Consider the following 25,674-nt stretch of genomic DNA (forward strand, 5'->3'; position numbering starts at 1 on the left):
TCTCGCTTCACCATTAATGACGCCAGTATGGCTCTGCTTCCACACCAATGGCGCGAGTTTGATCCATCGCATGCAGCATCGAGCGCTCCTGACGAACCAACCAGCGTTCCAGTTGCTCTTTCTCTTCGCCTTCGAGTTTCTCCACCAGTGGGAGTAAATGACGCAGCATTAAGAGATCATCAATACCATGGATCAAATCGGCCCAAGGCATACGGAAGCTATTACGCTCTTCTGCATCATACAAACTGGCAAAGCCCACACCAGTATAGAGATTGCGCATCAAACGATAACGTTGATCGATGTACTCTTGTGCCGACATACTTCTTTCCGCCGGAAACGCTTCCATCAACTCAGCCCAAGTGCGATCAAGTTGCTTAACTGAAAAGTCACGGATCGCGCTGGCCATCTTTTCTCTTGCTTTGTCATCAAGGAATGGCTGCCAACCACGCGTTAAAATCCAACGGCTCAAATCGAGCAGTAATCCGGTATAACGCGCACTGGTGAGCAAGGTCAACACCTCTTCTCGATCAGGCAACTCTTCAAATTGCTGGGTTAACTCCGCCACTAAGAACTTACGCGCATCCAATTTACGCAGCACATTGCCTTTGTCATCAAGAAGTTCCGTTAAATGTGCGTGCTCTGACAACCACGCTAGCTCTTCTTCTAGCCATTTAAGCTCTTGACGCAGAATCGCACTGGCGCGTCGTGGCACAACTCCGCCATAAATGGTCAAGGTTTGGCGAATAAAGCTGATGGCGTGGCTGATTTCATGTAACGCTTCCACCGATTCGCGTTCCACATAAATTTGCTCGTGATAGTGCCAATGGGAAAGAGCATGCTCGAGTGAGTTGATCAAACAATATTCCACATTGTCCATCTTGCCCGTATCCACTAGGCTCAATGGTTTCACTTCGTCGCCTTGGTAACCTAAAGCCAAGCGATAACCTTTCGCCGCTTTACTTAAATTGCCTAAACGCATACCGCCAGACTCACACAAATGGCGAGCAAGGGTAAATAAGGCTTCGGTTTGACCTGATTTCAGTTCTAACTCCACCTCACAGATGGGATCTTGCTTATCCTCTGCGCTCACCATTCCTTGGTCAAACGCCACTTCAACTTGGCTACCATCGGGCATACCAATCAGCCATTGTTCGCGGGTAAAGTTCGTAGAGAACAGCGCCATCAATTCCGATTGCAAGGTATCAACATCTTTACCTTGTGGCCAAATATCACCAGGATGTAAATGAAGATTTGGCGTATTGCAGGTATGTTCTGCGTTGTATTCAGGGCGTTGATGTAAGCCTGCAACAACGCGTCCTGCCGTCTTGACGGTTTGCACGAAAACATCATCAAAGCGGCGTATCCGTAAGCCTGTATCGTGTTGGCGAAGCCAGTTGTCTGGCGTATCAAAATAGGTGTTTCCTAAATCGCGACAACTGTGCTGAAGTACTTTGGTTTCGGCGATTTTCTCGCGCAAAGTTTCTGAAAATTCAGGAGAAACAAAAAACTTCAGTTCTATCTCGGTTTCCATAGTTATACCTTCTCAAGCAGACTGGGACAGGATATTGCCTAAATTCTCGAGGGGCAAGAAAGAAATATCGCACTAATGATGATCTAAAACAGTTTTAATGATGGATTTAATGCGTTAACATGCGCGCCTTTATAGCCATCGCTCAACATTTCACCACGAAATGGTGTATGTTCTTTTAAGGTTATATTTATTAGGTTGAATGACCATGCCAATGAATACAATTATGGGGTTATTTGCAAAGTCCCCTATCAAGCCTTTGCAGCGTCACGTAGTTTGTGTCAACGAATGTTGCGGACACCTAATCAATTTCTTTGAAGTTTGTTCAGAGGGTGATTGGGAAAAAGCAGCAGAAATCCGTGCTCAGATCTCACATCTAGAGAAAGAAGCGGATGTTCTAAAACGTGAAATTCGTCTGAAACTTCCTCGCGGTTTGTTCCTGCCAGTCGATCGTACTGACATGCTTGAGCTACTGACTCAGCAAGACAAACTCGCCAACTTAGCAAAGGACATTGCAGGCCGTGTTTACGGTCGTAAGCTGATGATTCCTGAAGCACTCCAACCAAATTTCATTGCTTATGTTCAACGTTGTCTTGATGCGGCTAACCAAGCGCAAAACGTGATCAATGAGCTTGATGAGCTTCTTGAAACTGGATTCAAAGGGCGTGAAGTCACGCTGGTTGCAGAAATGATTAATCAATTGGATGTCATTGAAGATGACACTGATGCGATGCAAATCGGCCTGCGTCAGCAACTGATGACCATTGAGTCAGAGATGAACCCTATCGATGTCATGTTCTTGTACAAGATTCTTGAATGGGTAGGCGGCATTGCAGACCAGGCTCAGCGTGTAGGCGCGCGTCTGGAATTGATGCTATCTCGATCTTAATTTTTTAAGTCAACGAAACATAACGAAGAGCATTATCGACCCATCCTGTTTTGGCCAATAACAGTTTTCTGGCTAAGGCAGGATAACGTCTGTTTGATATTGCTCCGCTTGTTATAAATCAACTAGGTATTACGATGGATATCCTTGCGAACTACGGCACTGTCCTGATTATTGTTGCAGCTGTTTTTGGTTTTATGATGGCAATTGGTATTGGCGCGAACGACGTTGCCAATGCGATGGGCACATCGGTAGGCTCAAAAGCACTTACCGTAAAACAAGCGATCATCATTGCGATGATCTTCGAATTTGCGGGGGCATATCTTGCAGGCGGTGAAGTAACCGACACTATCCGTAAAGGTGTTATCGAAACATCTCTCTTTGCTCACCAACCAGATGTTCTTGTCTTCGGTATGATGTCTGCGCTCCTAGCAGCAGGTACATGGCTACTGTTGGCTTCTTACATGGGTTGGCCAGTATCGACCACGCACTCTATTATCGGTGCGATCATCGGTTTCGCCTGCGTTTCAGTCGGCACTGAAGCGGTAGACTGGAGCAGCGTACAAGGCATCGTGGGAAGCTGGATCATTACACCACTTATCTCTGGTTTCTTCGCTTACGTCATTTTCGTCAGCGCACAACGCCTGATTTTCGATACAGAAAAACCATTGATGAACGCCAAGCGTTTCGTACCTGTGTACATGTTTATTACCACCATGGTGATTGCACTGGTTACCATCAAGAAAGGGCTAAAACACGTTGGTCTGCACCTGAGCAGCACCGAAGCGTGGTTCTGGTCTGCCGGTGTTTCTGGCCTTGTTATGCTAGGCGGCTACCTCTACATCCAGAAGAAATTCGCTAACCGCGAAGACGATCATGGTTTCGCTGGCGTAGAAAGCATCTTCAGCGTTCTTATGGTCATCACCGCTTGTGCAATGGCATTCGCACACGGCTCAAACGACGTAGCAAACGCGATCGGTCCACTGTCTGCCGTTGTATCAACCATTGAGCACATGGGCGAAGTAACCGCGAAAAGCACTATCGCTTGGTGGATTCTTCCTCTTGGTGGTTTTGGTATTGTTGTGGGTCTTGCGACCATGGGCCACAAAGTAATGGCAACGGTGGGTACAGGTATCACTGAACTGACTCCAAGCCGTGGTTTTGCTGCTCAGCTTGCCACTGCCTCAACCGTTGTACTGGCTTCTGGTACTGGTTTACCAATTTCGACCACACAAACACTTGTGGGTGCGGTATTGGGTGTTGGTTTTGCACGCGGTATCGCAGCACTCAACCTAGGCGTGGTTCGTAATATCGTTGCTTCTTGGGTTGTAACACTACCTGCAGGTGCACTGCTTGCCGTAGTGTTCTACTACGCAATGCAAGCGATCTTCGGTTAATTTTCTCGTCATGAGAATGTAAGGCGCGCCGCGATTGTGTAAGCGCCTTGTCATATTTGACTCAAACGCACATTAAGGGAGGCTTTGCCTCCCTTCTTTGTTGCATGCGTCAGGGAAAGTTTTTACTATTCGTTAATCCGAATTTTTATCGCCGACTCTGATTAAATCGTTAAGGGATTTATTGTGAAAAAACTCATCGTCACGGTGTTACTGACTATTCTGGCTGTACCATCCGTTTTCGCCCAAGACCGCTACATCGCAGATGAACTGTTTACCTACATGCACTCTGGCCCAAATAACACGTTTCGTATTATTGGTAGCGTTGATGCGGGTAGCAAAGTAAAACTCCTTCAAACCAACAGCGAAACTGGCTATAGCGAAGTGGTCGATGAGCGAGGCCGCAAGGGCTGGGTTCAAGCAAAATTCATCACACGCCAAGAAAGTATGGCTGTGCGCCTTCCTCGTCTTGAGAAAGAGCTGAAAGAAGTAAAATCTCAATTGGCGAATGCGCGCCAAAATGCCGATACCGAAAAGGCAGGCTTGGTGGACTCCCTTGACACTCGCAACCAACAAATTTCAGATCTAGAGAAGAAATACAGCGAAATCAGTGATCAACTTGCTTCTGTACAAACAGAAAATCGCCAACTGCGTGCAAAACTCGACACACAAAAAGACGACCTACTGTTGAAATACTTCATGTACGGTGGTGGTGTGGCTGGCATTGGTCTTCTGTTCGGCTTGATTCTGCCTTACATGATCCCACGTCGTAAGAAGTCAAACTCAGGCTGGGCATAAACATCAAAACGGGCCGCATTCGCGGCCCGATTTCTTTCTCACTCTTCGGCTGATGAACCCTTGCAGTTCCTCTTTAGCCTTTCCATTCATAGAGCGCTGGAATTTCGATCTGCTCTCCTTGGAACTCAACAATCACCGACTGCGCTGAAATCTCCACCAGTTGAATCTGGTTATCGATCCACTCACCTTGATGGAACTCCGCACCATTAATCTTCAACCAGCGACGTTTCGGATCGCTCGAATACATGTGTGTCTGCAAATTGAGTGGCGGCAAGCGCCCATGCCATTTTTCCGCGCTCAGATCGAGCCTTGAAACCGTTGACTCTGCTTGCGGAGAGTTGTCAGTTTGTGTCTCCACCAGCAAGGCATTTTCGACTTTTTGCGCCAGCTCTGGCGATAAGCCTGACAGGTCGAGGTTTTCAAACAGTCGCTCGTCCTCTGTTTTCTTTTCTTCACTCGGAATTGATGGGCTCGCCACCAAAGTGGGGCTTGTTTGATCGGCCACGTTGATAACGTCGCCAGTTTCCGCCAACGGATATGTTCTGAGAAGGGGCGCGAGCGAGGGAAACTCAGGATAGCGCATCACCTGCTCTTCGCCTTGTTTCTCAGCCTGAGAGAGTTCTCGCCACGGCTCGGACAATGAGACCATGTGCTGCAAACGCGCCAAGGTACGCTGACCGGCGATGCCATCCTCGGTCATCGCTTGCCAACGTTGAAACCATTCCACTCGCTGCATCAGCTCTGCATTAAACTGCGTCGTCATTAACGGTTCATCATTGAGTGCTTTAGCGAGCAATTGGTCCAAAACTTCAATGGCCTCACCGTGCATACCCAGGCGCAATGTCTCTCTCAGAGGCATAGGCCATAGATCGGTGACTTCGCCCCGCCATAATGACATCAACTGTGGAACCGTGAAGGTGAGGCGTTGCTCGCCTGTAAGCAGAACGACGCGCTCTGAGTTGACTTCCAGCAAGACAACGTAAGCCCGTTGCCCTTCATGCTGCAGTGTCAGCAACAAAGGGTGTGGCGTTTGCTGCAACTCTTGCCAATTAAGCTGCCGAACTTGGCACTGGAAAATCGACGTGGATGGCTGTTCACATAAGGTATCGATGCGCGTTGCTCGATATCCCCATAATTTGTAAAGCTCTTCTAATCCTTGCGCTCGAGTGGTCATCCGCGCGACAGCTGACTCGCCGAGCCATTGTTCATCATTCACCAAGATTGCTGGCACTGAAGCTGGTACAGGCAACTCGGTTGCAGGCCTGTCTAGCTCGACCTGAGGCGCAGTGGAAACGACATTGTCAGTGGGGATCAAAGGCCAATAAGCGGCCATGGCCAACACTCCGGCAACGCAAACGGCCACTACAGAGACTTTCCCCCAAGGGAAAGACAAACGGTTTGAGGTTTGCTGATAGATCTCAGCCTGAAATGCCATCACATTTTGGCAAGCACGCTCGACCGTCGCTTTAGTGATTTTTTTGTCGCCTTGGTGATAGCTCAATTGCAACGCTTTATCGCAAATCAAGTTAATCAGGCGGGGAATACCATGACTATACTGAGCAATCACTTTGGCGCTGGCGTGATCAAACAGGGTACGATTTCCCCCAGCGGTATGAATACGAAACGCAATGTAGTCTGCGGTTTCTTGAGGATTCAGTGGCAATAGGTGGTAACGGCCTGTAATGCGCTGAGCAAGTTGCCGCAATTGTGTGGTCTGCAGTAATTGTTGCAGTTCAGGTTGCCCCACCAACAACACTTTTAACAGCTTGCGTGTTTCCGTTTCCAGATTGGTCAATAAACGCAACTGCTCCAATACATCCGCCGCCAAATGTTGTGCTTCATCAATCACCAACAAAGTTTGGATATTTTGCTGATGATTTTCCAACAAAAACTGGTAAATGCGTTGGTTGAGCTGTTTAAGGGAAGCGTTGGCCGCGTAGCTCAAGCCAAACTCATCACAAATGGCTTCAAGCAGTTCGACACTGGAAAAGGTTGGGTTGAGCAGCAAAGCGGCACAGGTTTGGCCGTCAAGGTTGGCCAACATTGATTTTGCGACTGTGGTTTTCCCCGTCCCCACTTCCCCAGTCAGCATGGCAAAACCACCACCATCACCGAGGCCAGCCTGTAAATGTGTGATGGCTTCACGATGGCGCTGACTTAAATAGAGATAGCGGGAGTTGGGCACTATCGAGAAAGGCAGCTCAGAGAAACCAAAAAAATCCTTATACATACACAGACCAAATGCAAATACGTCAATTGAATAGAGAGCAAAGTACCATTGCTTGCTACAATGTCCAGTCAGATAAGCAAATATTCGAGGTCACACGCGTGGAAGTTTACTTAGTGGGTGGAGCGGTAAGAGACAAGTTATTGGGCATTCCCGTCTACGATCAAGATTGGGTTGTCGTCGGTGCAACTGCGGAACAAATGCTCAATGCTGGATACTCTCCTGTCGGGAAAGATTTTCCAGTTTTCTTACACCCCAAAACCAAACAAGAGTACGCGCTGGCTCGCACTGAGCGAAAAACAGGCCAAGGCTACAAAGGCTTTGAGTGCTTTTTCTCCCCAGATGTGACTTTAGAAGAGGATCTCCTCAGACGCGACCTGACCATCAACGCCATTGCCATGGATAGCCAGGGCGTGCTTTATGACCCGTATGGTGGACAGCAAGATATGCAGGATCGTATTTTACGCCATGTGTCAGAGGCCTTTGTCGAAGATCCTCTGCGCGTACTGCGAGTGGCTCGCTTTGCGGCCAAACTGGCACCACTCGGGTTTCGCGTGGCCGATGAAACCTTGCAGTTGATGCAATCCATTGCCGTTTCTGGCGAGCTGTCTGCACTGACCGCCGAGCGAGTTTGGCAAGAATGGCACAAATCGCTACTCACGCCTGCGCCACAGCAGTTTCTTGCTGTCTTGCGTCAGTGTGGCGCTCTGGCCGTGGTACTTCCCGAAATCGATGCTTTGTTTGGTGTCCCTCAGCCTGAAAAATGGCACCCAGAGATCGACACTGGCATACACACCTTGTTGGTCGCAGAACAAGCGGCGAAGCTGAGCTCATCTGCTGTGGTGCGCTTTGCAGCCCAATTGCACGACTTAGGCAAAGGCGTGACACCGCCAAGCGAATGGCCAAGCCACAAAATGCATTGCCACACCGGTCTCAAGTTGATTAAACAGTTGTGTGAACGCGTGCGCGTACCGAATGAGTTTCGCGATCTGGCTTTAATGGTGTGTGAGCAGCACTCCAACATCCATCGCGCAGCCGAGCTCAAGCCGCAAACCATGGTCAAAATCTTCAACAAACTGGATGTGTGGCGCAAAGCGGAGCGGTTAAACGATATCCTCCTTTGTTGCCAAGCCGATCATGCGGGTCGCCAAGGTCTGCAAGATCACCCTTACCCTCAAGCAGAACGGATCCAGTTAGCGTATCAAGCCGCGCTCTCTGTCGAGGTGCAATCGATCATTCAGGATGGGTTTAAAGGGCCTGCCATTCGTGATGAACAGGAAAGAAGGCGCACTGAAGCGGTAAAAGCAGTGCTGCTGAACGCTTAAAATACATAACGCCCACAATTTCTTGTGGGCGTTATAGTGATTGTGCGATCAAGCAACTCGAGATTAAGCCATTAACAGGTAAGCAAATAAGCCGACACCTAAGATCAATCGGTAGATCACAAACGGCGTCATTCCCATACGTGAAATCATCTTCAAGAACAGGTGAATACACAGATAGGCACTAATAAAGGAAGTGACAATACCGGTTAGCAAAAAGCCGACATGAACGGGCTCGCCACTGGTCACTAACTTCAAGCCAAGATAAGAACCCGCCAGCGTAATGATGGGAATCGACATCAAGAAAGAAAAGCGCGCGGCCGCTTCACGAGTAAAGCCCAAGTAAAGCGCAGCGGTAATGGTCGCCCCAGAGCGAGAAGTACCGGGAATCATCGCCAATGCTTGAGCAATACCAATAAACAGGGCTTTCTTCCAACCAGCTTGGTATTCATCATCCAGCAAAGAGGCATTCTTATCGACCCACCAAAGCAACAGACCAAAAATAATGGTCGTTGTGGCAATCACATAGGCACTACGCAGATAAACTTCGATGACATCTTTCATCACCAAGCCAAAGATACAGGCTGGGATCGTCGCAATCACAATCATCCACGCCAACTTGGCTTCTTTACTTCGTTCGCCTTTAAAAATCGACGCGAACAAAGCAGCGAAGAGCGTGATCACCTCTTTACGGAAATAGATCACCACGGCGGCTAAGGTACCGACATGCACCGCCACATCAAAAGCTAACCCTTGATCTTCCCAACCAAGAATGGCGGAAGGCAGGATCAAATGCGCCGAACTGGAAATCGGCAAAAACTCGGTCAGGCCTTGAATCAAAGCCAACACAAACGCTTCAAAATAACTCATGGTTTACTCAGTTTTTTATAATGAAAAATCAACCGCTTTCAATGTGTCGAGATCGCGTGCAGTTTGCCAAATCTCTTCCACGGTACGGCCATCTCCTGGAATCACCAGATCCGGCTGCAAATCATAAAGCGGTTGTATGACAAAGGGATATTTAAAGATATCACTGCGAGGCAGTTCAGGCTTTTGGCTCGAAATGCATTCGCCGAACAGCACAATATCAAGATCCAGTGTTCGATCCTGATACTTCGCTGCATTTTCTTCTCGGCCCCATCGCAGTTCGATTTGGCGGAGCTGAGAAGCCAGTTCCTCTAACGTCATAGACGTATTGAGACGAATGACAAAATTGAAAAAGGCATGGCTGTCGAAACCAACAGCGGCACATTCATATATCGGTGAGGCTTGTAAGGCTTCGCCAAGCAAAGTGAGCTCTTGCCAAGCGGCTCGTGCGTGCTTTTCTCGCTCAATATTACTGCCTACGCCGATATAGACGGTGTTCATGCTTGGCCTCGCTCAATCACCACACCCACAGCGCGAGCTTGTGGAACGGCTCCCGGCTTAGCCAAGCGAATGCGAATCCAAGGCACTGAGAATTGAGTCATGATGAGCTCAGCCACTTCTTCCGCGACGCGTTCCACCAGCAAGAAACGACCACTTTCAATGTGATTCAATACCGCCTCGCTCACTTGCGCATAATCCAACGCATCGGCCACATCATCACTTTTGCCTGCAGGACGATTGTCGTGCGCCATTTCGATATCCAACACCAATTTTTGCTTAATTTGCTGTTCCCAGTCGTAGACACCAATGGTGGTAATCACTTCCAACTGTTCAATAAACACTTTATCCAGCGCCATAATTTGTCCTTATAGAGGTCGGATACCCGAATGGGGTAAATTCATCGTATTATTTTTGCAATCGCGCTATGATAGCAACTACGCGAAAAATGAGCATTACTTTCCAATCATTTAGGGACTCACATGGACGCAATGGCAGTGACAATGACCATCATCGCCTACCTGCTGGGATCAATTTCCAGTGCGGTGCTGATTTGTCGTGTGCTGAGATTGCCCGATCCTCGAGGTGTGGGTTCAAACAACCCTGGTGCTACCAACGTGTTGCGCATCGGTGGCAAAGGTGCCGCCGCGGCCGTGCTGCTGTGCGATATGCTCAAAGGGACCATTCCGGTTTGGAGTGGTTACTACCTCGGCATTGAACCCGTACTGCTTGGCGTGATCGCCATTGCGGCCTGCCTTGGTCATATGTACCCATTGTTCTTTCATTTCCAAGGGGGTAAAGGGGTGGCAACAGCGCTGGGAGCCATAGCCCCTATCGGTTTGGATTTGACAGGGATGATCATGGTGACATGGCTGTTGGTCGCGATACTCTTCCGCTACTCTTCATTGGCCGCTTTGGTCACCGTTTTACTTGCCCCGATGTACACTTGGATGATCAAGCCCCAGTACACCTTGCCCGTAGGCATGCTCTGCTGCTTGATTGTGTTAAGACATCACCAAAATATCCGCCGTTTATTTACTGGTGAAGAACCCAAGATCGGTGAGAAAAAACTGCAAATGCCCAAGTCACAGTAAAGCGAAATAAGAGACGACGATAAACGTCAAAGGAATAGAAAATGGCCTCTCATGAGGCCATTTTCGTTCGCTTACTTGGCGTAAACTGCCGCGAGAAACGTCTCAAGCATTTGGTTAACAAACTCAACCTGCTCTAAGTTACTGATGTGGCCAGCGTTAGGAATTTCCACCAATTGACTGCCGGTGATCACATCGTGCATCAAGTAAGATTCAAACACTGGCCGAGGTTTGTCCTGCTGACCAACGGCGATCAAGGTTGGCAAAGCGAATTTTTCCGCATCCTCAATCACATCGCGACGACCAAACACCATACGTCCAACTCTCGCCACTTCCACCGCACGTTCACCGGAAAGTGACGCTAAGCGTTGTTCGAAATCCGAAACCAATTGCGGGGTTTGCTCTTTCGCATCGTTGGCAAAAAACAGCGGCACCACCGCTTCCACAATCGGTGCTGGCACCATTTGGCTTTGCGCAATAGCATCCAACATGGCGAAATATTTCTGATGGGTCACTTCCGGCTCTAGACCAATGAAGGTGTCCATCATGACTAAAGAAGTCACTCGTGCTGGTGCTTGTGAAACCAGTTCCGCTCCCCACATCCCACCAACGGATAAACCGACAATAGAAAACGTCTCAATTTGTAGATGATCCATCAACGCGAGCAGGTGTTGAGCGTAATCCACCAATGAATTGCAGTGAGTTGGTGCGGACTCAGATTCCCCATGCGCCCATAAATCCGGCACAATACAACGATAAGACTGACTTAAAAATTCAATTTGTGGCGCCCACATCTGGCTATCCCACAAATAGCTATGACCAAATAACAAGACCGGACCTTGACCCACATCTTGATAAGCCATGCTTTTGCCATCTATGACGAATGTTTTCATTATTTTTCCTAAAATCAGCAGAACCTAACATAGGCAACACAAGATGCCATCCAGTTCCATGTTGAATACAAAGCAGCAAATTAAAAAAACGGCCGCCTAAGCGACCGTGATTATACTGAGTTTATTTCATCACTGGCGTCAATTGATCAATTGGCCAGCGAGGTCGGGCCTCTACCGCAAGATCTGACACTTCATTATTCTTCAAACGTTGCATGCCCGCATACGCGATCATTGCACCATTATCAGTACAAAACTCGGTACGTGGATAATAGACATCCCCACCCACTTTGTGCGCCAGTTTTTCTAGCTCAGCACGAAGACGACGGTTGGCACTCACCCCACCCGCAATCACAATACGTTTCATGCCCGTTTGCTCTAGTGCGCGCTTGCATTTGATCGCCAATGTGGCACACACGGCCTCTTCAAAAGCGTACGCAATATCGGCACGTGTTTGTTCATCATCACCATTCGCCGCAATGGTATTCGCGGTAAAGGTTTTCAAACCAGAGAAGCTCATGTCCAAACCGGGTACATTGGTCATCGGACGCGGAAACTTAAAGCGACCCGGCGTCCCTTTTTCGGCCAATTTAGACAGCAATGGACCACCGGGATAATCTAGCCCCATGAGTTTCGCCGTCTTATCGAATGCTTCACCCGCCGCATCATCAATGGATTCGCCTAGAATTTTGTACTCACCAATGCCTTTCACTTCCACCATCATCGAGTGACCACCCGAGACCAACACCGCCACAAATGGAAACGGCGGTGGGTTGTCTTCAAGCATAGGTGCGAGCAAGTGACCTTCCATATGATGAACCGGAACGGCTGGCACTCCCCAAGCGTAAGCGAGGCTTCGACCGATCGTTGCCCCCACCAAAAGTGCCCCCACTAAACCTGGCCCTGCTGTGTAAGCAACACCATCAATATCTTTTGCTGTTAAATTGGCTTCTTTCAACGCCTCTTTAATAAGAGGAATGGTTTTCTTCACGTGGTCACGAGAAGCGAGCTCAGGCACGACACCGCCGTAATCGGCATGCAGTTTAATTTGGCTATATAATTTATGGGCCAGTAGGCCTTTTTCATCGTCATAAATGGCGATTCCTGTTTCATCACAGGAGGTTTCAATGCCGAGAATGCGCATAGTTTTCTCTGTATGCTCAGTGCTAATAGAAAATTTGCCGACATATTACCTCGCGCAGCCCAGACAAACAAATTTTGTACAGACAATAATCGACAAAAGGCTTTACAAAGGCGCAGGGATCGGATTAAAATTCCGCACCATTTTTGATCAAGCTGGTTAGAGACCAATCGCTAGTGATTTGTCTATTTATTGCCAGCGTTAACGAATAACCCCTGAGGTGAAAGGCATATGCCAGTAGTTAAAGTACGTGAAAACGAACCGTTCGACGTTGCTCTACGTCGTTTCAAGCGCTCTTGCGAAAAAGCAGGTATCCTTTCTGAAGTGCGTCGTCGTGAGCACTACGAAAAACCAACTACAGTTCGCAAACGCGCTAAAGCAGCAGCTCAAAAGCGTCACGCTAAGAAGCTAGCTCGCGAAAACGCTCGTCGCGTTCGCCTGTACTAATAACTGAGCTCCGGAAAGGAATTTAGTTATGGCTCTTATTGAACAACTCAAAGAAGAGCAAAAACTAGCGATGAAAGCCAAGGACAAACAGCGCCTTGGCACTATTCGTTTAGCCCTGTCTGCTATCAAGCAACGTGAAGTCGACGAACAGATCACTCTGAACGATGATGACATTCTTGCTGTGCTGACAAAAATGGTTAAACAACGTCGCGACTCTGTTACGCAATTTGAAGCAGCAGGTCGTCAAGACTTAGCTGATGCGGAAAAAGCAGAAATTACGGTGCTTGAAGAATTCATGCCTCAACCGCTGAATGAAGACGAAGTAGCCGCGCTGATCGACAGTGCGATTGCCGAATCTGGTGCAGCAGGCATGCAAGACATGGGCAAAGTAATGGCTGTACTGAAACCGCAAATTCAAGGCCGTGCAGATATGGGTAAAGTAAGTGGTTTAGTTCGCGCTAAACTGGCTTAGTTCCCGCACCTGTTTGCAGCAAGCCGTGCTATCCTCTGGAACGCACGGCTTGTTTGTATCTACCCTTCTCTTTTTTATTAGGTTTTATGGCAGGACACATCCCACGCAGTTTTATTGATGATCTCCTTGCTCGACTTGATATCGTCGACATCATCGACGCACGGGTGAAACTTAAGAAAAAAGGCAAGAACTATGGGGCTTGCTGCCCATTCCACAACGAAAAAACCCCCTCTTTCAGCGTTAGCCAAGAAAAACAGTTCTACCATTGTTTCGGTTGCGGTGCACACGGCAATGCCATCGATTTTATGATGGAATTTGAACGATTGGAGTTTGTGGAAGCCATTGAGGAACTTGCCTCTTATCTTGGTCTCGACGTTCCACGCGAACAACGCTCAACCAACACTAAGTTTAGCCAAGCACCTCAAGCCAGCAGTAGCCAAAAGCGCAGCCTCTACGATTTAATGGCCAGCATTAGCCAGTTCTATCGCAATCAACTGAAGCTGTCTTCAGGCAAAATCGCGATCGATTACCTAAAAAATCGCGGCCTATCAGGCGAGATCGTACAGAAATTTGGCATTGGTTATATTGCCGATGAATGGGATTTGGTGCGTAAAAACTTTGGTCAGCATCCTGAAGCACAAGAGATGCTGGTCGCCGGTGGTATGTTGATCGAGAACGAAAAAGGTAATCGCTACGATCGCTTCCGTGGCCGTGTGATGTTCCCTATTCGCGATCGCCGTGGGCGTGTTATCGGATTTGGTGGGCGAGTGCTTGGGGATGGCACCCCAAAATATCTCAACTCACCAGAGACCCCAATCTTCCACAAAGGCAAAGAGCTTTACGGCTTGTACGAAGTCCTACAGGCATATCGAGAGCCACCTCAAATTTTAGTGGTCGAAGGCTATATGGACGTTGTCGCTCTAGCCCAATATGGCGTAGATTATTCCGTCGCTTCACTAGGAACCTCCACCACGGGTGATCATCTACAAGTGCTGTTTCGTCAAACCAGCACCGTCGTCTGTTGTTACGATGGTGACCGAGCAGGAAGAGAAGCCGCTTGGCGAGCCATGGAAAACGCATTGCCTTACTTAAATGATGGCCGACAATTGAAGTTCATGTTTTTACCTGATGGCGAAGATCCCGATTCGTATATTCGTCAATTTGGTAAAGCGCAGTTTGAGCAACAAGTGGCCAATGCCATGCCCTTGTCAGAGTTCATGTTCAGCTCGCTTGCGCAACAAGTTGACATGAGCAGCAAAGAAGGTATGGCGAAGCTCACAACCTTAGCGGTTCCTTTGATCGATAAAGTGCCAGGCGGCACTTTGCGTCTATACTTGAGGGAATTACTTGGCCGCCGTTTAGGCTTGGTGGATGAACGACAGCTACAACAACTGATCGATCGCCAAGGCCAAACCGACAAAAAGCCACAGCCCCACCGTGAGCTAAAAAGAACACCCATGCGTGAAGTGGTCGCCCTATTAATTCAGCGTCCAAGCTTCTCGCAGCTGGTGCCGGATTTAACCCCGGTCAAACATTTAACCATACCCGGCTTGAGTTTATTGATAGAAGTGCTTGAAAGATGCCAAGCACGCCCCAATATAACCACAGGCCAATTGCTAGAAAGCTGGCGTGGCAGCCAGAATGAACAACTTCTGTCTCGTTTAGCAGGTTGGGAAATCCCCCTCGACGATGACAATGAAGAAGACATATTTTTAGACTCGCTGGACAAGATTCTTGCTCAGTGTGTTGAAAAGCAAATTGAGAACCTGCAGGCAAAAGATAGAAGCATCGGCTTATCAGCCGATGAAAGAAGGGAGCTTATGGCACTCATGCTAGATTTAAAAGCGTAACCCTGTTTAATTAGTCAGCAACAGTTTTATTTGCTATAGTTAGTGGTTTGCATTTCGCATACTAATTCCTTCACCAGATTACGAAGTTGGATACCGTCTATGGATCATAATCCGCAGTCACAGCTAAAACTACTTGTCATCCGTGGCAAAGAGCAAGGCTATCTGACCTACGCCGAAGTAAATGACCACCTACCTGCTGAAATCGTAGATTCAGAACAGGTGGAAGATATCATTCAGATGATTAACGACATGGGTATCAAGGTAGTAGAAACTGCTCCTGATGCCGATGACCTAGCACTGAGTGATGAAACAAACATTACCGACGAAGATGCTGCCGAAGCAGCCGCTGCTGCGCTTTCAAGCGTAGAAAGCGAAATTGGTCGCACTACAGACCCAGTGCGCATGTACATGCGTGAAATGGGGACCGTTGAACTTCTAACTCGTGAAGGCGAAATCGACATCGCTAAACGAATTGAAGATGGTATCAACCAAGTACAGTCGTCTGTTGCTGAATACCCAGGAACCATTCCTTATATTCTTGAACAGTTCGACAAAGTACAAGCGGAAGAACTTCGCCTCACTGATCTTATCAGTGGTTTTGTTGATCCAAATGCAGATGAAACGGCAGCTCCAACCGCAACACACATCGGTTCAGAGCTTGCAGAATCTGATTTGGAAGATGAAGACAACACCGACATCGACGATGAAGACGAAGATGAAGACGAAGATGGCGATTCAAGCAGTGATTCAGAGGAAGATGTCGGCATCGACCCTGAAATGGCGCTAGAGAAGTTCACTCAGCTTCGTAACAGCTACCAGAATCTGCAACTTGCCGTGAATGAACATGGTCGAGAGAGTGCTCAAACAGCTCAAGCCCATGAACTGATGCTCGATGTGTTTAAAGAGTTTCGTCTAACACCGAAGCAGTTTGACCATTTGGTTAACGAACTTCGCACCGCCATGGATCGCGTTCGTACGCAAGAGCGCTTGATCATGAAGTCTGCGGTAGAAATCGCGAAAATGCCGAAGAAGTCGTTCATTGCACTCTTTACTGGCAACGAATCTAACGAAGAATGGTTAGATCAGATCCTCGCTTCTGACAAGCCATACGTAGAAAAGATCAAGCTGCACGAAGAAGACATTCGTCGTTCAATCGCCAAGCTAAGAGCAATTGAAGAAGAAACGTCGCTTTCAGTAAACAACATCAAAGACATCAGCCGTCGTATGTCTATCGGTGAAGCAAAAGCTCGCCGTGCGAAGAAAGAGATGGTTGAGGCGAACTTACGTCTCGTTATCTCTATCGCGAAGAAGTACACAAACCGTGGTCTACAGTTCTTGGATCTAATCCAAGAAGGTAACATCGGTCTGATGAAAGCGGTTGATAAATTTGAATACCGTCGTGGTTACAAGTTTTCGACCTACGCAACTTGGTGGATTCGTCAGGCAATCACGCGTTCAATCGCAGACCAAGCACGTACGATTCGTATTCCGGTACACATGATCGAAACGATCAACAAGCTAAACCGTATCTCTCGTCAAATGCTACAAGAGATGGGTCGAGAGCCGTTACCGGAAGAACTGGCAGAGCGTATGCAAATGCCAGAAGATAAGATCCGTAAAGTACTGAAAATTGCTAAAGAGCCAATCTCAATGGAGACGCCAATCGGTGACGATGAAGATTCGCATCTAGGTGATTTCATCGAAGATACCACGCTAGAGCTACCTCTTGATTCTGCAACGGCGACCAGCCTAAAAGCAGCGACAAAAGATGTTCTTGCTGGCCTAACACCTCGTGAAGCAAAAGTACTGCGTATGCGTTTTGGTATCGACATGAACACCGACCACACTCTAGAAGAAGTGGGCAAACAGTTCGACGTAACGCGTGAGCGTATTCGTCAGATCGAAGCAAAAGCACTGCGTAAACTGCGTCATCCAAGCCGCTCAGAAACTCTGCGCAGCTTCCTTGACGAGTAACGCATACTCTTCTCAAGCAAAAAGGTGAGCCATGGCTCACCTTTTTTGTCGTTTCCTTCGCTAAGTGAATAAAAACTAAGCGCAATTAGCCGTAGCTACGTCTAGACACCCTGCGCGAGTTCTCCTATAATCTTGGCTCTGATTTGGCCCCTTAGCTCAGTGGTTAGAGCAGTCGACTCATAATCGATTGGTCCCCAGTTCAAGTCTGGGAGGGGCCACCAAATTCTAGAAGGTTCGTAGAGAAATCTACGAGCCTTTGTCTTTTCTAGTCAGCTCTATACCTGGTCTGTGAGTACTTCCAGTAAGCTTTGGTTCATTAGGCACTTCCCTTAATCAATCAGAAAGATAGTATTGAACCGTCGAAACAACACGAATGCGTTTAATATGTGGTGTGTTGTGATCTCTATCCATGATAGAAAACTGGCCTTGTGATGCTGTGCGGATTTTGCCAAGTGAACTATTGGAATCTTTGGCAAACTTCTCAGCCACCTCTCTCGCGTTGTGTGTGGCTTCTTCGATCATTTCCGGCTTGATTTCGTTTAAGCGAGTGAAGCTGTAGACAATCGGGTTGTCGTAAGAATCTTGGTTGAAAACAATCCCCTTCTTGCCCAGCTGTCCAATGAGACTGATGGCCTGTCGTACCGAATCAACTTTATTGCTGTACACCGTGATGGTTTGAATGGCGAGATAGCGATATTCCGCATTTGCTTCTCCCCCATATTGCTGAGCTTTCTTATCAATCACCGCAGGGGCAGACCATTGGACACTATCAGCAAGCTCACGTTCATTAAGAAAATCGGTGATTAACGTTGATTGCGTATCCACTTTGGTGAAAAGATCTTGGATGTCATTGCTGGCAACCGTAAAACGGATCGGCCAAATGACCGTATCAGCAGGATACTCTCTCTCCGATAACCCCTTAACCGTTACAATGCGATCCAGTGCTTTGTATTGAATGGCCGTTTGCTGAACTAGATAACCCAATACGCCTAAGCCGACAATTAGGGATACACCTAGAATCAACGCGGCTTTGGTTGTCATTTCTCTCATAACCTAACCTTTAAAAATTACCAAAACTTTCGAATCCTACAACATAGCGTAGTCAGTTCTTCAGTACTGAGACATGGCACTAATTAGATAAAGAAACGGGAACCGAATTCGGTTCCCGCTTTCCAGAGCAGCATAACAAAGGTTTATTGACGTTTGCGTTATATTATTTTGTCCCGCAGTTTCAACTTAACACCCAAACTTACATTTTGATGCAAAATTAGTATATTTTGTGAGCAGCAGATAATTTATTTCCATCATTTTACTTGTTGTTGCACGCACTTCTCGACTCATCTGTTAACCAAAGCGTCACAAAAGCGTCATTAAAGGCCAATCTTGCTGAAGCCTGACTGTCATCTCTTACGATTAGCATGAGGATCAGAAACCCAGATTCGAGGTCTTTATGGCAATCAACAGTCCTTTTCGTCTTCCACGTAAAACGCCTTTTGGCATTGGAGAAAATGTTGCTGAATGGATGACGGGGCTGAGCAAATTGGATAAGTTTTATGCTCAGCGTCCACCTAACTGTGACACTCAAGCCTTTCTACGCTTTACCCTTGAGGTTCTGGGTATTGATTATCAGCTCGTTAAAGGCTCGCTTGCGAACGTCCCACAGATTGGCCCAACGGTGGTGGTGGCTAATCATCCGTTAGGCTGCGTTGAAGGGGTGATTCTTGCTGAACTCTTGCTGATGATGCGGGAGGATGTTCAGATCCTTGCCAACCAATATCTCAAAACCGTTCCTGAGTTGGATACGCTCTTTATTGGCGTGGATGTATTTGATTCCCAGCAGGCAGCAAAGTCCAACATGAAGGCGCTACGCGATGCAAACAAGCATCTCGCTCAAGGAGGGTTACTCTTAGTTTTTCCTGCCGGTGAGGTATCACAACTTGTTGATAGAAAGCAAAAACGCTTAGAAGATAAAGAGTGGAGTCGTTCTGTCAGCGCTCTGATCCGCAGACATAAAGCGCGTGCTCTGCCTGTGTTTATCGACGGGCAGAACTCACAACGCTTTTATCTTGCAGGCAAGATTCACCCTCTCTTGCGCACGCTGATGTTAGGGCGTGAATTACTCAATAAGAAGCAGCAAGCGATTCCAATTGCCATTGGTCAGCCAATCAAATTCAAAGAAGTACAACATTTGACGGATGAGCAGCTAGTCAGTTATTTGCGTTTAAACACGTATTTACTCAGCGCTGAACCACCACTTCACCCCCCAATGGATCACGACACCAATCCCCCTCTAGCCCCGATTGCTGAGCCATTAGAAAAGCAAAAGTGGTTATTGGATCTGGCGATGCTCCCTGAAGATGCTTTATTGCTTCGCCAAGGTAATTTTAGTGTCTATTGCACCACTGCCAAATACATTCCTTCGATTCTGCATGAGATCGGCCGACAACGAGAGATCAATTTTCGCGCTGTAGGGGAAGGGACGGGTTATGCGATCGACATCGATCGTTTTGATCACCATTATCATCATCTGTTTGTCTGGGATGATGAAAACCAGCACCTGGTTGGGGCTTATCGCCTCGGTTTAGTGGACAAACTGCTGGAAAAATCTGGATTGGATGGGCTCTATTCGCGCACATTATTCGACTATGACGCACCCTTTCTTACCCAGTTAAGCCAGTCGATTGAGATGGGACGCTCTGTGATCACCTCCCCCTACCAGCGCAGCATGAATGCACTTTTGCTCCTGTGGAAGGGAATTGCGACCTTTGTCTCTCAACATCCGCAATACACGCATTTGTTTGGGCCGGTCAGCATCAGCAACGATTACAGCCCCACTGCAAGACAACTGCTCGCTCAATCCATGACGCTGCACCATTATGATGCTGCCAGCGCCGAGCTCGTCAAACCACTTAATCCCATTCCCGATCATCATCCCAAATGGAACACCAGCATGCTAACGGCACTTGGTGATTTGCAACTGCTGTCTCGAGTAATTTCTCGTATTGATGAAGGTAAAGGGGTGCCCGTTTTGCTAAGACAATACTTAGGGCTGAATGGCAAATTGGTGTGCTTTAATGTCGACCCTGCGTTTAACAATGCGTTGGATGGCATGATTGTGGTGGATCTGCGTGATGTGCCCGAAAAAACGCTAGGCAAATACATGACGCCAGCTAAAGCACGGCACTATCTCTCACTTCATCAAGCATGAATTGATGGCTTTTGGTCACGTATGCATTGCCATGTCGTGACCTAAGCAGCAGTTTTACAATCAGAGTAATCCTCTTAAAGCACGAGCGCCAGGCGGCCAAAGTACTGAGCAGGACCGTTAAATCACCGATACTCCGTGCATATTTTGTTCACTATGACAGATATTCGTCTTATCACAGTCCATTAGACTGTTTTTTATTCTATTGACGAAAAAATCATCTAATTTGAATCTGTTGGCAAACAACAACACAAACGAGGACGTCATGCCGACAATCAAGCCCAACCGCTCTTTTCTGAAACGTGCGATTATCGCTTCCACTGCCCTGCTCTCTTTTTCACTTTTTGCTGCAGAAGAAGTGTATCGCTTAAAACTGGCTGAAACTTGGGGCCCGAATACGCCGATACTCGGTGACGCATCAAAAAACATGGCTAAGCTCGCTGAAGAAATGTCAAACGGTCGTTTACAGATTCGCATCGATTCAGCCAACAAGCACAAAGCACCATTGGGTGTGTTTGATATGGTCAAGTCTGGTCAATATGATCTTGGCCACTCCAGCTCTTATTATTGGAAAGGGAAGGTCCCCAACACGCTCTATTTCTCTTCGATGCCCTTTGGCATGATCACCACGGAGCAGTACGCTTGGTTCTATTACGGTGGTGGTATGGAACTGATGCAAAAAGTTTATGCTCCGCACAATTTGCTCTCATTTCCTGGCGGAAACTCAGATATCCAAATGGGTGGCTGGTTTAAGAAAGAGATCAATTCCGTTGAAGATTTGAAAGGGTTGAAAATGCGTATCCCCGGTTTTGCGGGCGAAGTGCTGGCACGAGTTGGCGCTAAACCGACCAATATTGCGCCGGGAGAACTCTACACATCACTCGAACGTGGCACAATTGACGCATTGGAGTGGGTGGGTCCTGCGTTTGACTTGCGTATGGGTTTTCACAAAATCGCGCCCTACTACTATACCGCGTGGCATGAGCCGGGCTCAGAAACACAGTTTTTAGTGAATAAAAAAACCTGGGAGGCATTACCCAAAGATCTGCAAGTGATCTTAGAAACCGCCTTCCGTGTGGCGGCGTTTGATATGTACAACAAAGCGATCGATGCCAATGCCAATAGCTGGGCAACCATGCAAAGCGAATACCCAGACATCAAGGTGCGCGACTTTCCGCCTGTTGTGTTACAAGCTATGCGACAGGCAACCAATGAGTTGTTAGAGGAAGAAGCAGCCAAAGATCCGCTCGCGAAAGAGATCATCACTTCACAAGAAAACTACCTGAAGAAAGTGCGTGCTTGGACGGCGATCTCCGCCAAAGCGTATTTGGATACTAACCCGCAGTAGTTCACTCAACCTAGCCCAAAAGAAGCACCAAGCGTGCTTCTTTTCTTCACTGCATTCTGTCAAAAAATTACAGCCCAACAAAAACAGTGATCTTCATCACCACATTCGACAAAGCCACTCAAAATTCAATTGTGATAAAAGTCACTCAAAAATCTTAATTAGAGCTCAAAAAGAAGATTTTAATGATCAGCATCACAATTTATTTTTATTTCAAATTTAACAAAACGAGACAAGCATCAATAATAAAGGGTTTGACAAATAACCAAAGCGTAATTTGTTATTAACTTACAACTCAATAAAGTGAGAAAACTCACGTAAAAAACGCTTGCGAATGGAAAAATCAGGAGGGGGATCACGAAAAACCCGCTATCAGTTCTAATAGAAAAATATGTGGTAGATTGATTGAGAACTAAGCAATCAAACGGTTTTGGCGAACCGTTACTACAACATTCATCAGAACATCAAACGGGGAATTCGTATGATATCACCAGATGCAAAGATCAAGATACAAAATTTTGGTCGCTTCTTGTCTAACATGGTTATGCCCAACATCGGGGCATTTATTGCGTGGGGCTTTATTACCGCCCTATTTATTCCGACTGGCTGGCTGCCAAATGAAACGCTGGCTGCAATGGTTGGACCAATGATCACTTATCTACTGCCACTGCTCATCGGTTATACCGGTGGTAAGCTTGTCGGCGGAGACCGAGGGGCGGTTGTCGGTGCGATTACCACAATGGGTGTGATTGTCGGCACTGACATCCCGATGTTCATGGGAGCAATGATGGTTGGCCCTATGGGTGGTTGGGCGATCAAACGATTCGACAATTACATTGATGGCAAAGTCAAAAGTGGCTTTGAGATGTTGGTGAACAACTTCTCTGCCGGCATTATTGGCATGCTGTGTGCGATTCTCGCCTTCTTCTTTATCGGGCCATTTGTCAAAGTCCTATCTGGCGGGTTAGCGGCTGGCGTCAACTTCCTGGTCTCTGCGCACCTCCTTCCTTTGACCTCTGTTTTTGTTGAGCCTGCGAAGATCTTGTTCCTCAACAATGCCATTAACCACGGTATTTTTTCTCCACTGGGCATCCAACAGGCTTCAGAAGCTGGCCAATCGATTTTCTTCCTCATTGAAGCAAACCCTGGTCCTGGACTCGGTATTCTTCTCGCCTACATAGTGTTTGGTAAAGGTACAGCACGTCAGACGGCAGGTGGTGCTTCGATCATCCATTTCTTTGGTGGGATCCACGAAATCTATTTCCCTTATATTTTGATGAATCCACGCCTGATCCTTGCCGCAATCGCGGGTGGTATGACTGGGGTGTTTATCCTGACGGTATTCAATGCTGGGATTGTTTCACCTGCCTCTCCAGGTTCTATTTTCGCGATTCTCCTAATGACGCAAAAAGCCTCTATCCTCGGCGTATTAGCGTCCATTGCTTCAGCAACCGGTGTCTCTTTTGCTGTCGCTGCATTACTGATGAAAACACAAACATCGACAGAAGAGGAAGGCGACGAAGCTGCATTGGAAAAAGCCACTTCACAGATGAAGAACATGAAATCGGCGTCAAAAGGGCGTGCTAATGTCACTAACCAAAACAAAAGTGATGTAGACCTAGCAACCGTGCACAGCATTATTGTGGCGTGCGATGCAGGAATGGGCTCCAGTGCCATGGGGGCGAGCATGCTGCGTAAAAAAATTCAGGATGCGGGGCTCAACATCCATGTGACTAACCTTGCGATTAACAGCTTACCAGAGAGCGCCGACATTGTGATTACGCATAAAGATCTTACGGATCGTGCACGTAAGCACGCACCGAATGCTTACCACATTTCACTAACCAACTTCCTAGACAGTGAAATGTACAATCAACTCGTGACCAAGCTGTTTGCAGCGCAACAGCTGTCAGCAGCAAATGATGACAACGTCGTCAAAGTATCTGTATTAGCTGCCAACGACGATACATTTGAAGCGCAACCACCCTCAGTCTTTCAAATCCAGCGTGAAAACATTCACCTAGGCCTGAAAGCGAATAGCAAAGAAGAAGCCATTCGTTTCGCTGGCAACAAACTGGTTGAGCTTGGCTACGCAGAACCTGAGTATATAGAGGCGATGTTTGAACGCGAAGCCCTCGTCCCTACCTATCTTGGCGAATCCATTGCCGTGCCACATGGCACTGTGGAAGCGAAAGATCGCGTGAAAAAAACAGGCATTGTCATTTGCCAATACCCATCGGGTATCCAATTTACTGACGACAAAGACGATGTGGCCAAACTTGTGATTGGTATTGCAGCCAAGAACGATGAACACATCCAAGTGATTACCACTATTACCAGCGCCCTTGATGAACCAGAAGCGATTGAGAGGCTCACCAGCACTGATGATATCGAAGAAATTCTAGACATCCTCGGTGGAAAACAAGCCGCTTAATTCGTTCAACTTTTTTGCTCCTGAGCAAAATCGAGGTCAACTGCTCCCCTATACGGTTGGCCTCACCCTAAGTTCATCATGCATTTTAAATTGGTAGGTAAGTATTATGAAAAACGCAGTACATTTTGGTGCCGGTAACATTGGTCGTGGCTTTATTGGTAAATTGTTGGCTGATGCCAATGTTGCAGTGACGTTCGCTGATGTCGATGCTCCTTTGGTTGATCAGTTGAGCCACAGGCAAGAGTACAAAGTCAAAGTGGTCGGCAGTGAATGCCAAATTGATACCGTTACCCATGTCACCGCTGTTAATTCGGCCAGTGAAGAGGTGATTGATCGCATCGTCCAGACGGATTTAGTCACCACCGCAGTGGGACCGAATGTGTTGGATATCATAGCCAAAACCATTGCCCAAGGGATTGCAAAACGCTTTGCCGCTGGCAATCTGGCACCACTTAATATTATTGCTTGCGAGAATATGGTTCGTGGCACAACTCACTTAAAAGGGGAAGTGTACAAACATCTCGATGCATCCTTACACACCCAAGCTGACGAGCTTGTTGGCTTTGTTGACTCAGCAGTAGATCGCATTGTGCCCCCAGCAGAAGCCGCTAACGATGATCCTCTGGAAGTCACCGTTGAAAGCTTCAGTGAATGGATTGTCGATGAGCAGCAATTTAAAGGCGAAGTGCCTTCCATTGCCGGGATGGAAAAGACCCATAACCTCATGGCTTTTGTTGAACGCAAACTGTTTACCTTAAATACTGGCCATTGCATTACTGCGTACTTAGGTTGCTTACAAGGCCACCGAACTATTCGAGAAGCGATTGAAAACCCAGCCATTCGTGACCAAGTCAAACAGGCGATGATGGAAAGTGGTGAAGTGCTGATTCGTCGCTACGGTTTTGATCGTGAGATGCACCAAGCCTACATCGAGAAGATCTTGGCGCGTTTTGCCAATCCATTCTTAGTGGATGAAGTGGACCGCGTTGGTCGCCAACCTATTCGCAAACTTGGTATGAATGATAGATTAATCAAACCATTACTGGGTACAATTGAGTTCGGCACGGCAAATCAGCATCTCTTAAAAGGCATCGCTGCCGCGTTAAAATATCAAAATGACAGTGATCCACAGGCCGTGGAATTACAGCGCTCACTGCAGCAAGTTGGCGTGAAAAAAACGTTAGCAAAATACACAAGCCTTGCAGAGGACAGTGTTGAGGTTGCAAAGATTGAAACTCTTTACAACCAACTTTAATCAGTAGGGGAGCTATGCTCCCCTCAAATATAAAAACGATATATTGATTC

At 47.4% G+C, this 25,674-nt stretch carries 21 protein-coding genes and 1 tRNA gene; 14 read left to right on the forward strand and 8 right to left on the reverse strand.

The window, feature by feature from the left end; all coding sequences use genetic code 11:
* Window positions 1–13: 13 nt before the first annotated feature.
* On the reverse strand, window positions 14–1,531 hold the full coding sequence (locus PQQ36_RS12210; protein ID WP_011078700.1) for a CYTH and CHAD domain-containing protein: 1,518 nt from the start codon (window positions 1,529–1,531) through the stop codon (window positions 14–16).
* A 205-nt stretch (window positions 1,532–1,736) separates the two neighbouring features.
* Between PQQ36_RS12210 and PQQ36_RS12215 the strand changes: the two genes are divergently transcribed.
* The 3 genes from PQQ36_RS12215 to PQQ36_RS12225 all read left to right on the forward strand — a co-directional run bounded on the left by PQQ36_RS12215 (window position 1,737) and on the right by PQQ36_RS12225 (window position 4,606).
* A complete protein-coding gene (locus tag PQQ36_RS12215) occupies window positions 1,737–2,417 on the forward strand; it encodes a TIGR00153 family protein (RefSeq protein ID WP_026050476.1) in 681 nt (226 codons plus the stop codon).
* Between the two features lie 134 nt (window positions 2,418–2,551).
* Window positions 2,552–3,811, forward strand: coding sequence for an inorganic phosphate transporter (locus PQQ36_RS12220; protein WP_011078702.1), 1,260 nt, complete (start codon window positions 2,552–2,554; stop codon window positions 3,809–3,811).
* Window positions 3,812–3,994: 183 nt separating this feature from the next.
* The gene (locus tag PQQ36_RS12225; protein ID WP_011078703.1) at window positions 3,995–4,606 is read left to right on the forward strand and encodes a TIGR04211 family SH3 domain-containing protein; all 612 of its coding nucleotides are present in this window, start codon (window positions 3,995–3,997) and stop codon (window positions 4,604–4,606) included.
* Window positions 4,607–4,679: 73 nt separating this feature from the next.
* Here PQQ36_RS12225 and PQQ36_RS12230 read toward each other — a convergent pair whose 3' ends face one another.
* Window positions 4,680–6,836 (reverse strand): AAA family ATPase, encoded by a 2,157-nt coding sequence (locus PQQ36_RS12230; protein ID WP_045596237.1) that lies wholly within the window; start codon window positions 6,834–6,836, stop codon window positions 4,680–4,682.
* Between the two features lie 98 nt (window positions 6,837–6,934).
* Between PQQ36_RS12230 and PQQ36_RS12235 the strand changes: the two genes are divergently transcribed.
* Window positions 6,935–8,158, forward strand: coding sequence for a multifunctional CCA addition/repair protein (locus PQQ36_RS12235; RefSeq protein WP_045623882.1), 1,224 nt, complete (start codon window positions 6,935–6,937; stop codon window positions 8,156–8,158).
* Between the two features lie 63 nt (window positions 8,159–8,221).
* Here the strand turns inward: PQQ36_RS12235 and PQQ36_RS12240 are convergent, their stop codons facing one another.
* The 3 genes from PQQ36_RS12240 to folB are packed head-to-tail and all read right to left on the reverse strand — an operon-like array spanning window position 8,222 to window position 9,879.
* On the reverse strand, window positions 8,222–9,025 hold the full coding sequence (locus PQQ36_RS12240) for an undecaprenyl-diphosphate phosphatase (RefSeq protein WP_011078706.1): 804 nt from the start codon (window positions 9,023–9,025) through the stop codon (window positions 8,222–8,224).
* A 15-nt stretch (window positions 9,026–9,040) separates the two neighbouring features.
* Complete coding sequence (gene folK, locus PQQ36_RS12245; RefSeq protein WP_011078707.1) at window positions 9,041–9,523, reverse strand: 2-amino-4-hydroxy-6-hydroxymethyldihydropteridine diphosphokinase; 483 nt, start codon at window positions 9,521–9,523, stop codon at window positions 9,041–9,043.
* Window positions 9,520–9,879 (reverse strand): bifunctional dihydroneopterin aldolase/7,8-dihydroneopterin epimerase, encoded by a 360-nt coding sequence (folB, locus tag PQQ36_RS12250; RefSeq protein ID WP_017421271.1) that lies wholly within the window; start codon window positions 9,877–9,879, stop codon window positions 9,520–9,522. Before folB ends, folK begins: the two co-directional genes overlap by 4 nt.
* 123 nt (window positions 9,880–10,002) lie before the next feature.
* Between folB and plsY the strand changes: the two genes are divergently transcribed.
* A complete protein-coding gene (gene plsY, locus PQQ36_RS12255) occupies window positions 10,003–10,614 on the forward strand; it encodes a glycerol-3-phosphate 1-O-acyltransferase PlsY (RefSeq protein WP_017421270.1) in 612 nt (203 codons plus the stop codon).
* Between the two features lie 71 nt (window positions 10,615–10,685).
* Here the strand turns inward: plsY and PQQ36_RS12260 are convergent, their stop codons facing one another.
* Entirely contained in the window at window positions 10,686–11,504 is an 819-nt protein-coding gene (locus tag PQQ36_RS12260) for an alpha/beta fold hydrolase (protein WP_045623878.1), read from the reverse strand.
* 121 nt (window positions 11,505–11,625) lie between these two features.
* Complete coding sequence (gene tsaD / locus PQQ36_RS12265; protein WP_011078711.1) at window positions 11,626–12,645, reverse strand: tRNA (adenosine(37)-N6)-threonylcarbamoyltransferase complex transferase subunit TsaD; 1,020 nt, start codon at window positions 12,643–12,645, stop codon at window positions 11,626–11,628.
* 228 nt (window positions 12,646–12,873) lie between these two features.
* Here tsaD and rpsU point away from each other — a divergent pair, with 228 nt between their 5' ends.
* The 5 genes from rpsU (at window position 12,874) to PQQ36_RS12290 (ending at window position 17,606) form a co-directional block, all read left to right on the forward strand.
* Window positions 12,874–13,089, forward strand: coding sequence for a 30S ribosomal protein S21 (rpsU, locus tag PQQ36_RS12270; RefSeq protein WP_001145625.1), 216 nt, complete (start codon window positions 12,874–12,876; stop codon window positions 13,087–13,089).
* 28 nt (window positions 13,090–13,117) lie between these two features.
* The gene (locus PQQ36_RS12275; RefSeq protein WP_011078712.1) at window positions 13,118–13,561 is read left to right on the forward strand and encodes a GatB/YqeY domain-containing protein; all 444 of its coding nucleotides are present in this window, start codon (window positions 13,118–13,120) and stop codon (window positions 13,559–13,561) included.
* Between the two features lie 86 nt (window positions 13,562–13,647).
* Window positions 13,648–15,411: a DNA primase gene (dnaG, locus tag PQQ36_RS12280; protein ID WP_039552634.1), complete on the forward strand. Its 1,764-nt coding sequence runs from the start codon at window positions 13,648–13,650 to the stop codon at window positions 15,409–15,411.
* Window positions 15,412–15,510: 99 nt separating this feature from the next.
* Window positions 15,511–17,385 carry an RNA polymerase sigma factor RpoD gene (gene rpoD, locus PQQ36_RS12285; RefSeq protein ID WP_011078714.1) on the forward strand — a complete coding sequence of 625 codons (1,875 nt, stop codon included), beginning with the start codon at window positions 15,511–15,513 and terminating at the stop codon, window positions 17,383–17,385.
* A 145-nt stretch (window positions 17,386–17,530) separates the two neighbouring features.
* A tRNA-Ile gene (locus PQQ36_RS12290) sits at window positions 17,531–17,606 on the forward strand.
* 112 nt (window positions 17,607–17,718) lie between these two features.
* Here the strand turns inward: PQQ36_RS12290 and PQQ36_RS12295 are convergent.
* The gene (locus PQQ36_RS12295; protein WP_072604197.1) at window positions 17,719–18,435 is read right to left on the reverse strand and encodes an SIMPL domain-containing protein; all 717 of its coding nucleotides are present in this window, start codon (window positions 18,433–18,435) and stop codon (window positions 17,719–17,721) included.
* A 400-nt stretch (window positions 18,436–18,835) separates the two neighbouring features.
* Between PQQ36_RS12295 and PQQ36_RS12300 the strand changes: the two genes are divergently transcribed.
* The 4 genes from PQQ36_RS12300 to PQQ36_RS12315 all read left to right on the forward strand — a co-directional run bounded on the left by PQQ36_RS12300 (window position 18,836) and on the right by PQQ36_RS12315 (window position 25,624).
* The gene (locus tag PQQ36_RS12300; protein ID WP_273661577.1) at window positions 18,836–20,593 is read left to right on the forward strand and encodes a lysophospholipid acyltransferase family protein; all 1,758 of its coding nucleotides are present in this window, start codon (window positions 18,836–18,838) and stop codon (window positions 20,591–20,593) included.
* Between the two features lie 262 nt (window positions 20,594–20,855).
* Window positions 20,856–21,938, forward strand: a complete 1,083-nt coding sequence (locus PQQ36_RS12305) for a TRAP transporter substrate-binding protein (protein WP_273661578.1) — start codon at window positions 20,856–20,858, stop codon at window positions 21,936–21,938.
* Between the two features lie 478 nt (window positions 21,939–22,416).
* Entirely contained in the window at window positions 22,417–24,369 is a 1,953-nt protein-coding gene (locus PQQ36_RS12310; RefSeq protein ID WP_273661579.1) for a PTS mannitol transporter subunit IICBA, read from the forward strand.
* Window positions 24,370–24,475: 106 nt separating this feature from the next.
* Window positions 24,476–25,624, forward strand: a complete 1,149-nt coding sequence (locus tag PQQ36_RS12315) for a mannitol-1-phosphate 5-dehydrogenase (protein WP_225470773.1) — start codon at window positions 24,476–24,478, stop codon at window positions 25,622–25,624.
* Window positions 25,625–25,674 lie beyond the last annotated feature (50 nt).

It is taken from the genome of Vibrio sp. CCUG 15886, assembly GCF_028570825.1.
Taxonomy (GTDB): domain Bacteria; phylum Pseudomonadota; class Gammaproteobacteria; order Enterobacterales; family Vibrionaceae; genus Vibrio; species Vibrio vulnificus_B.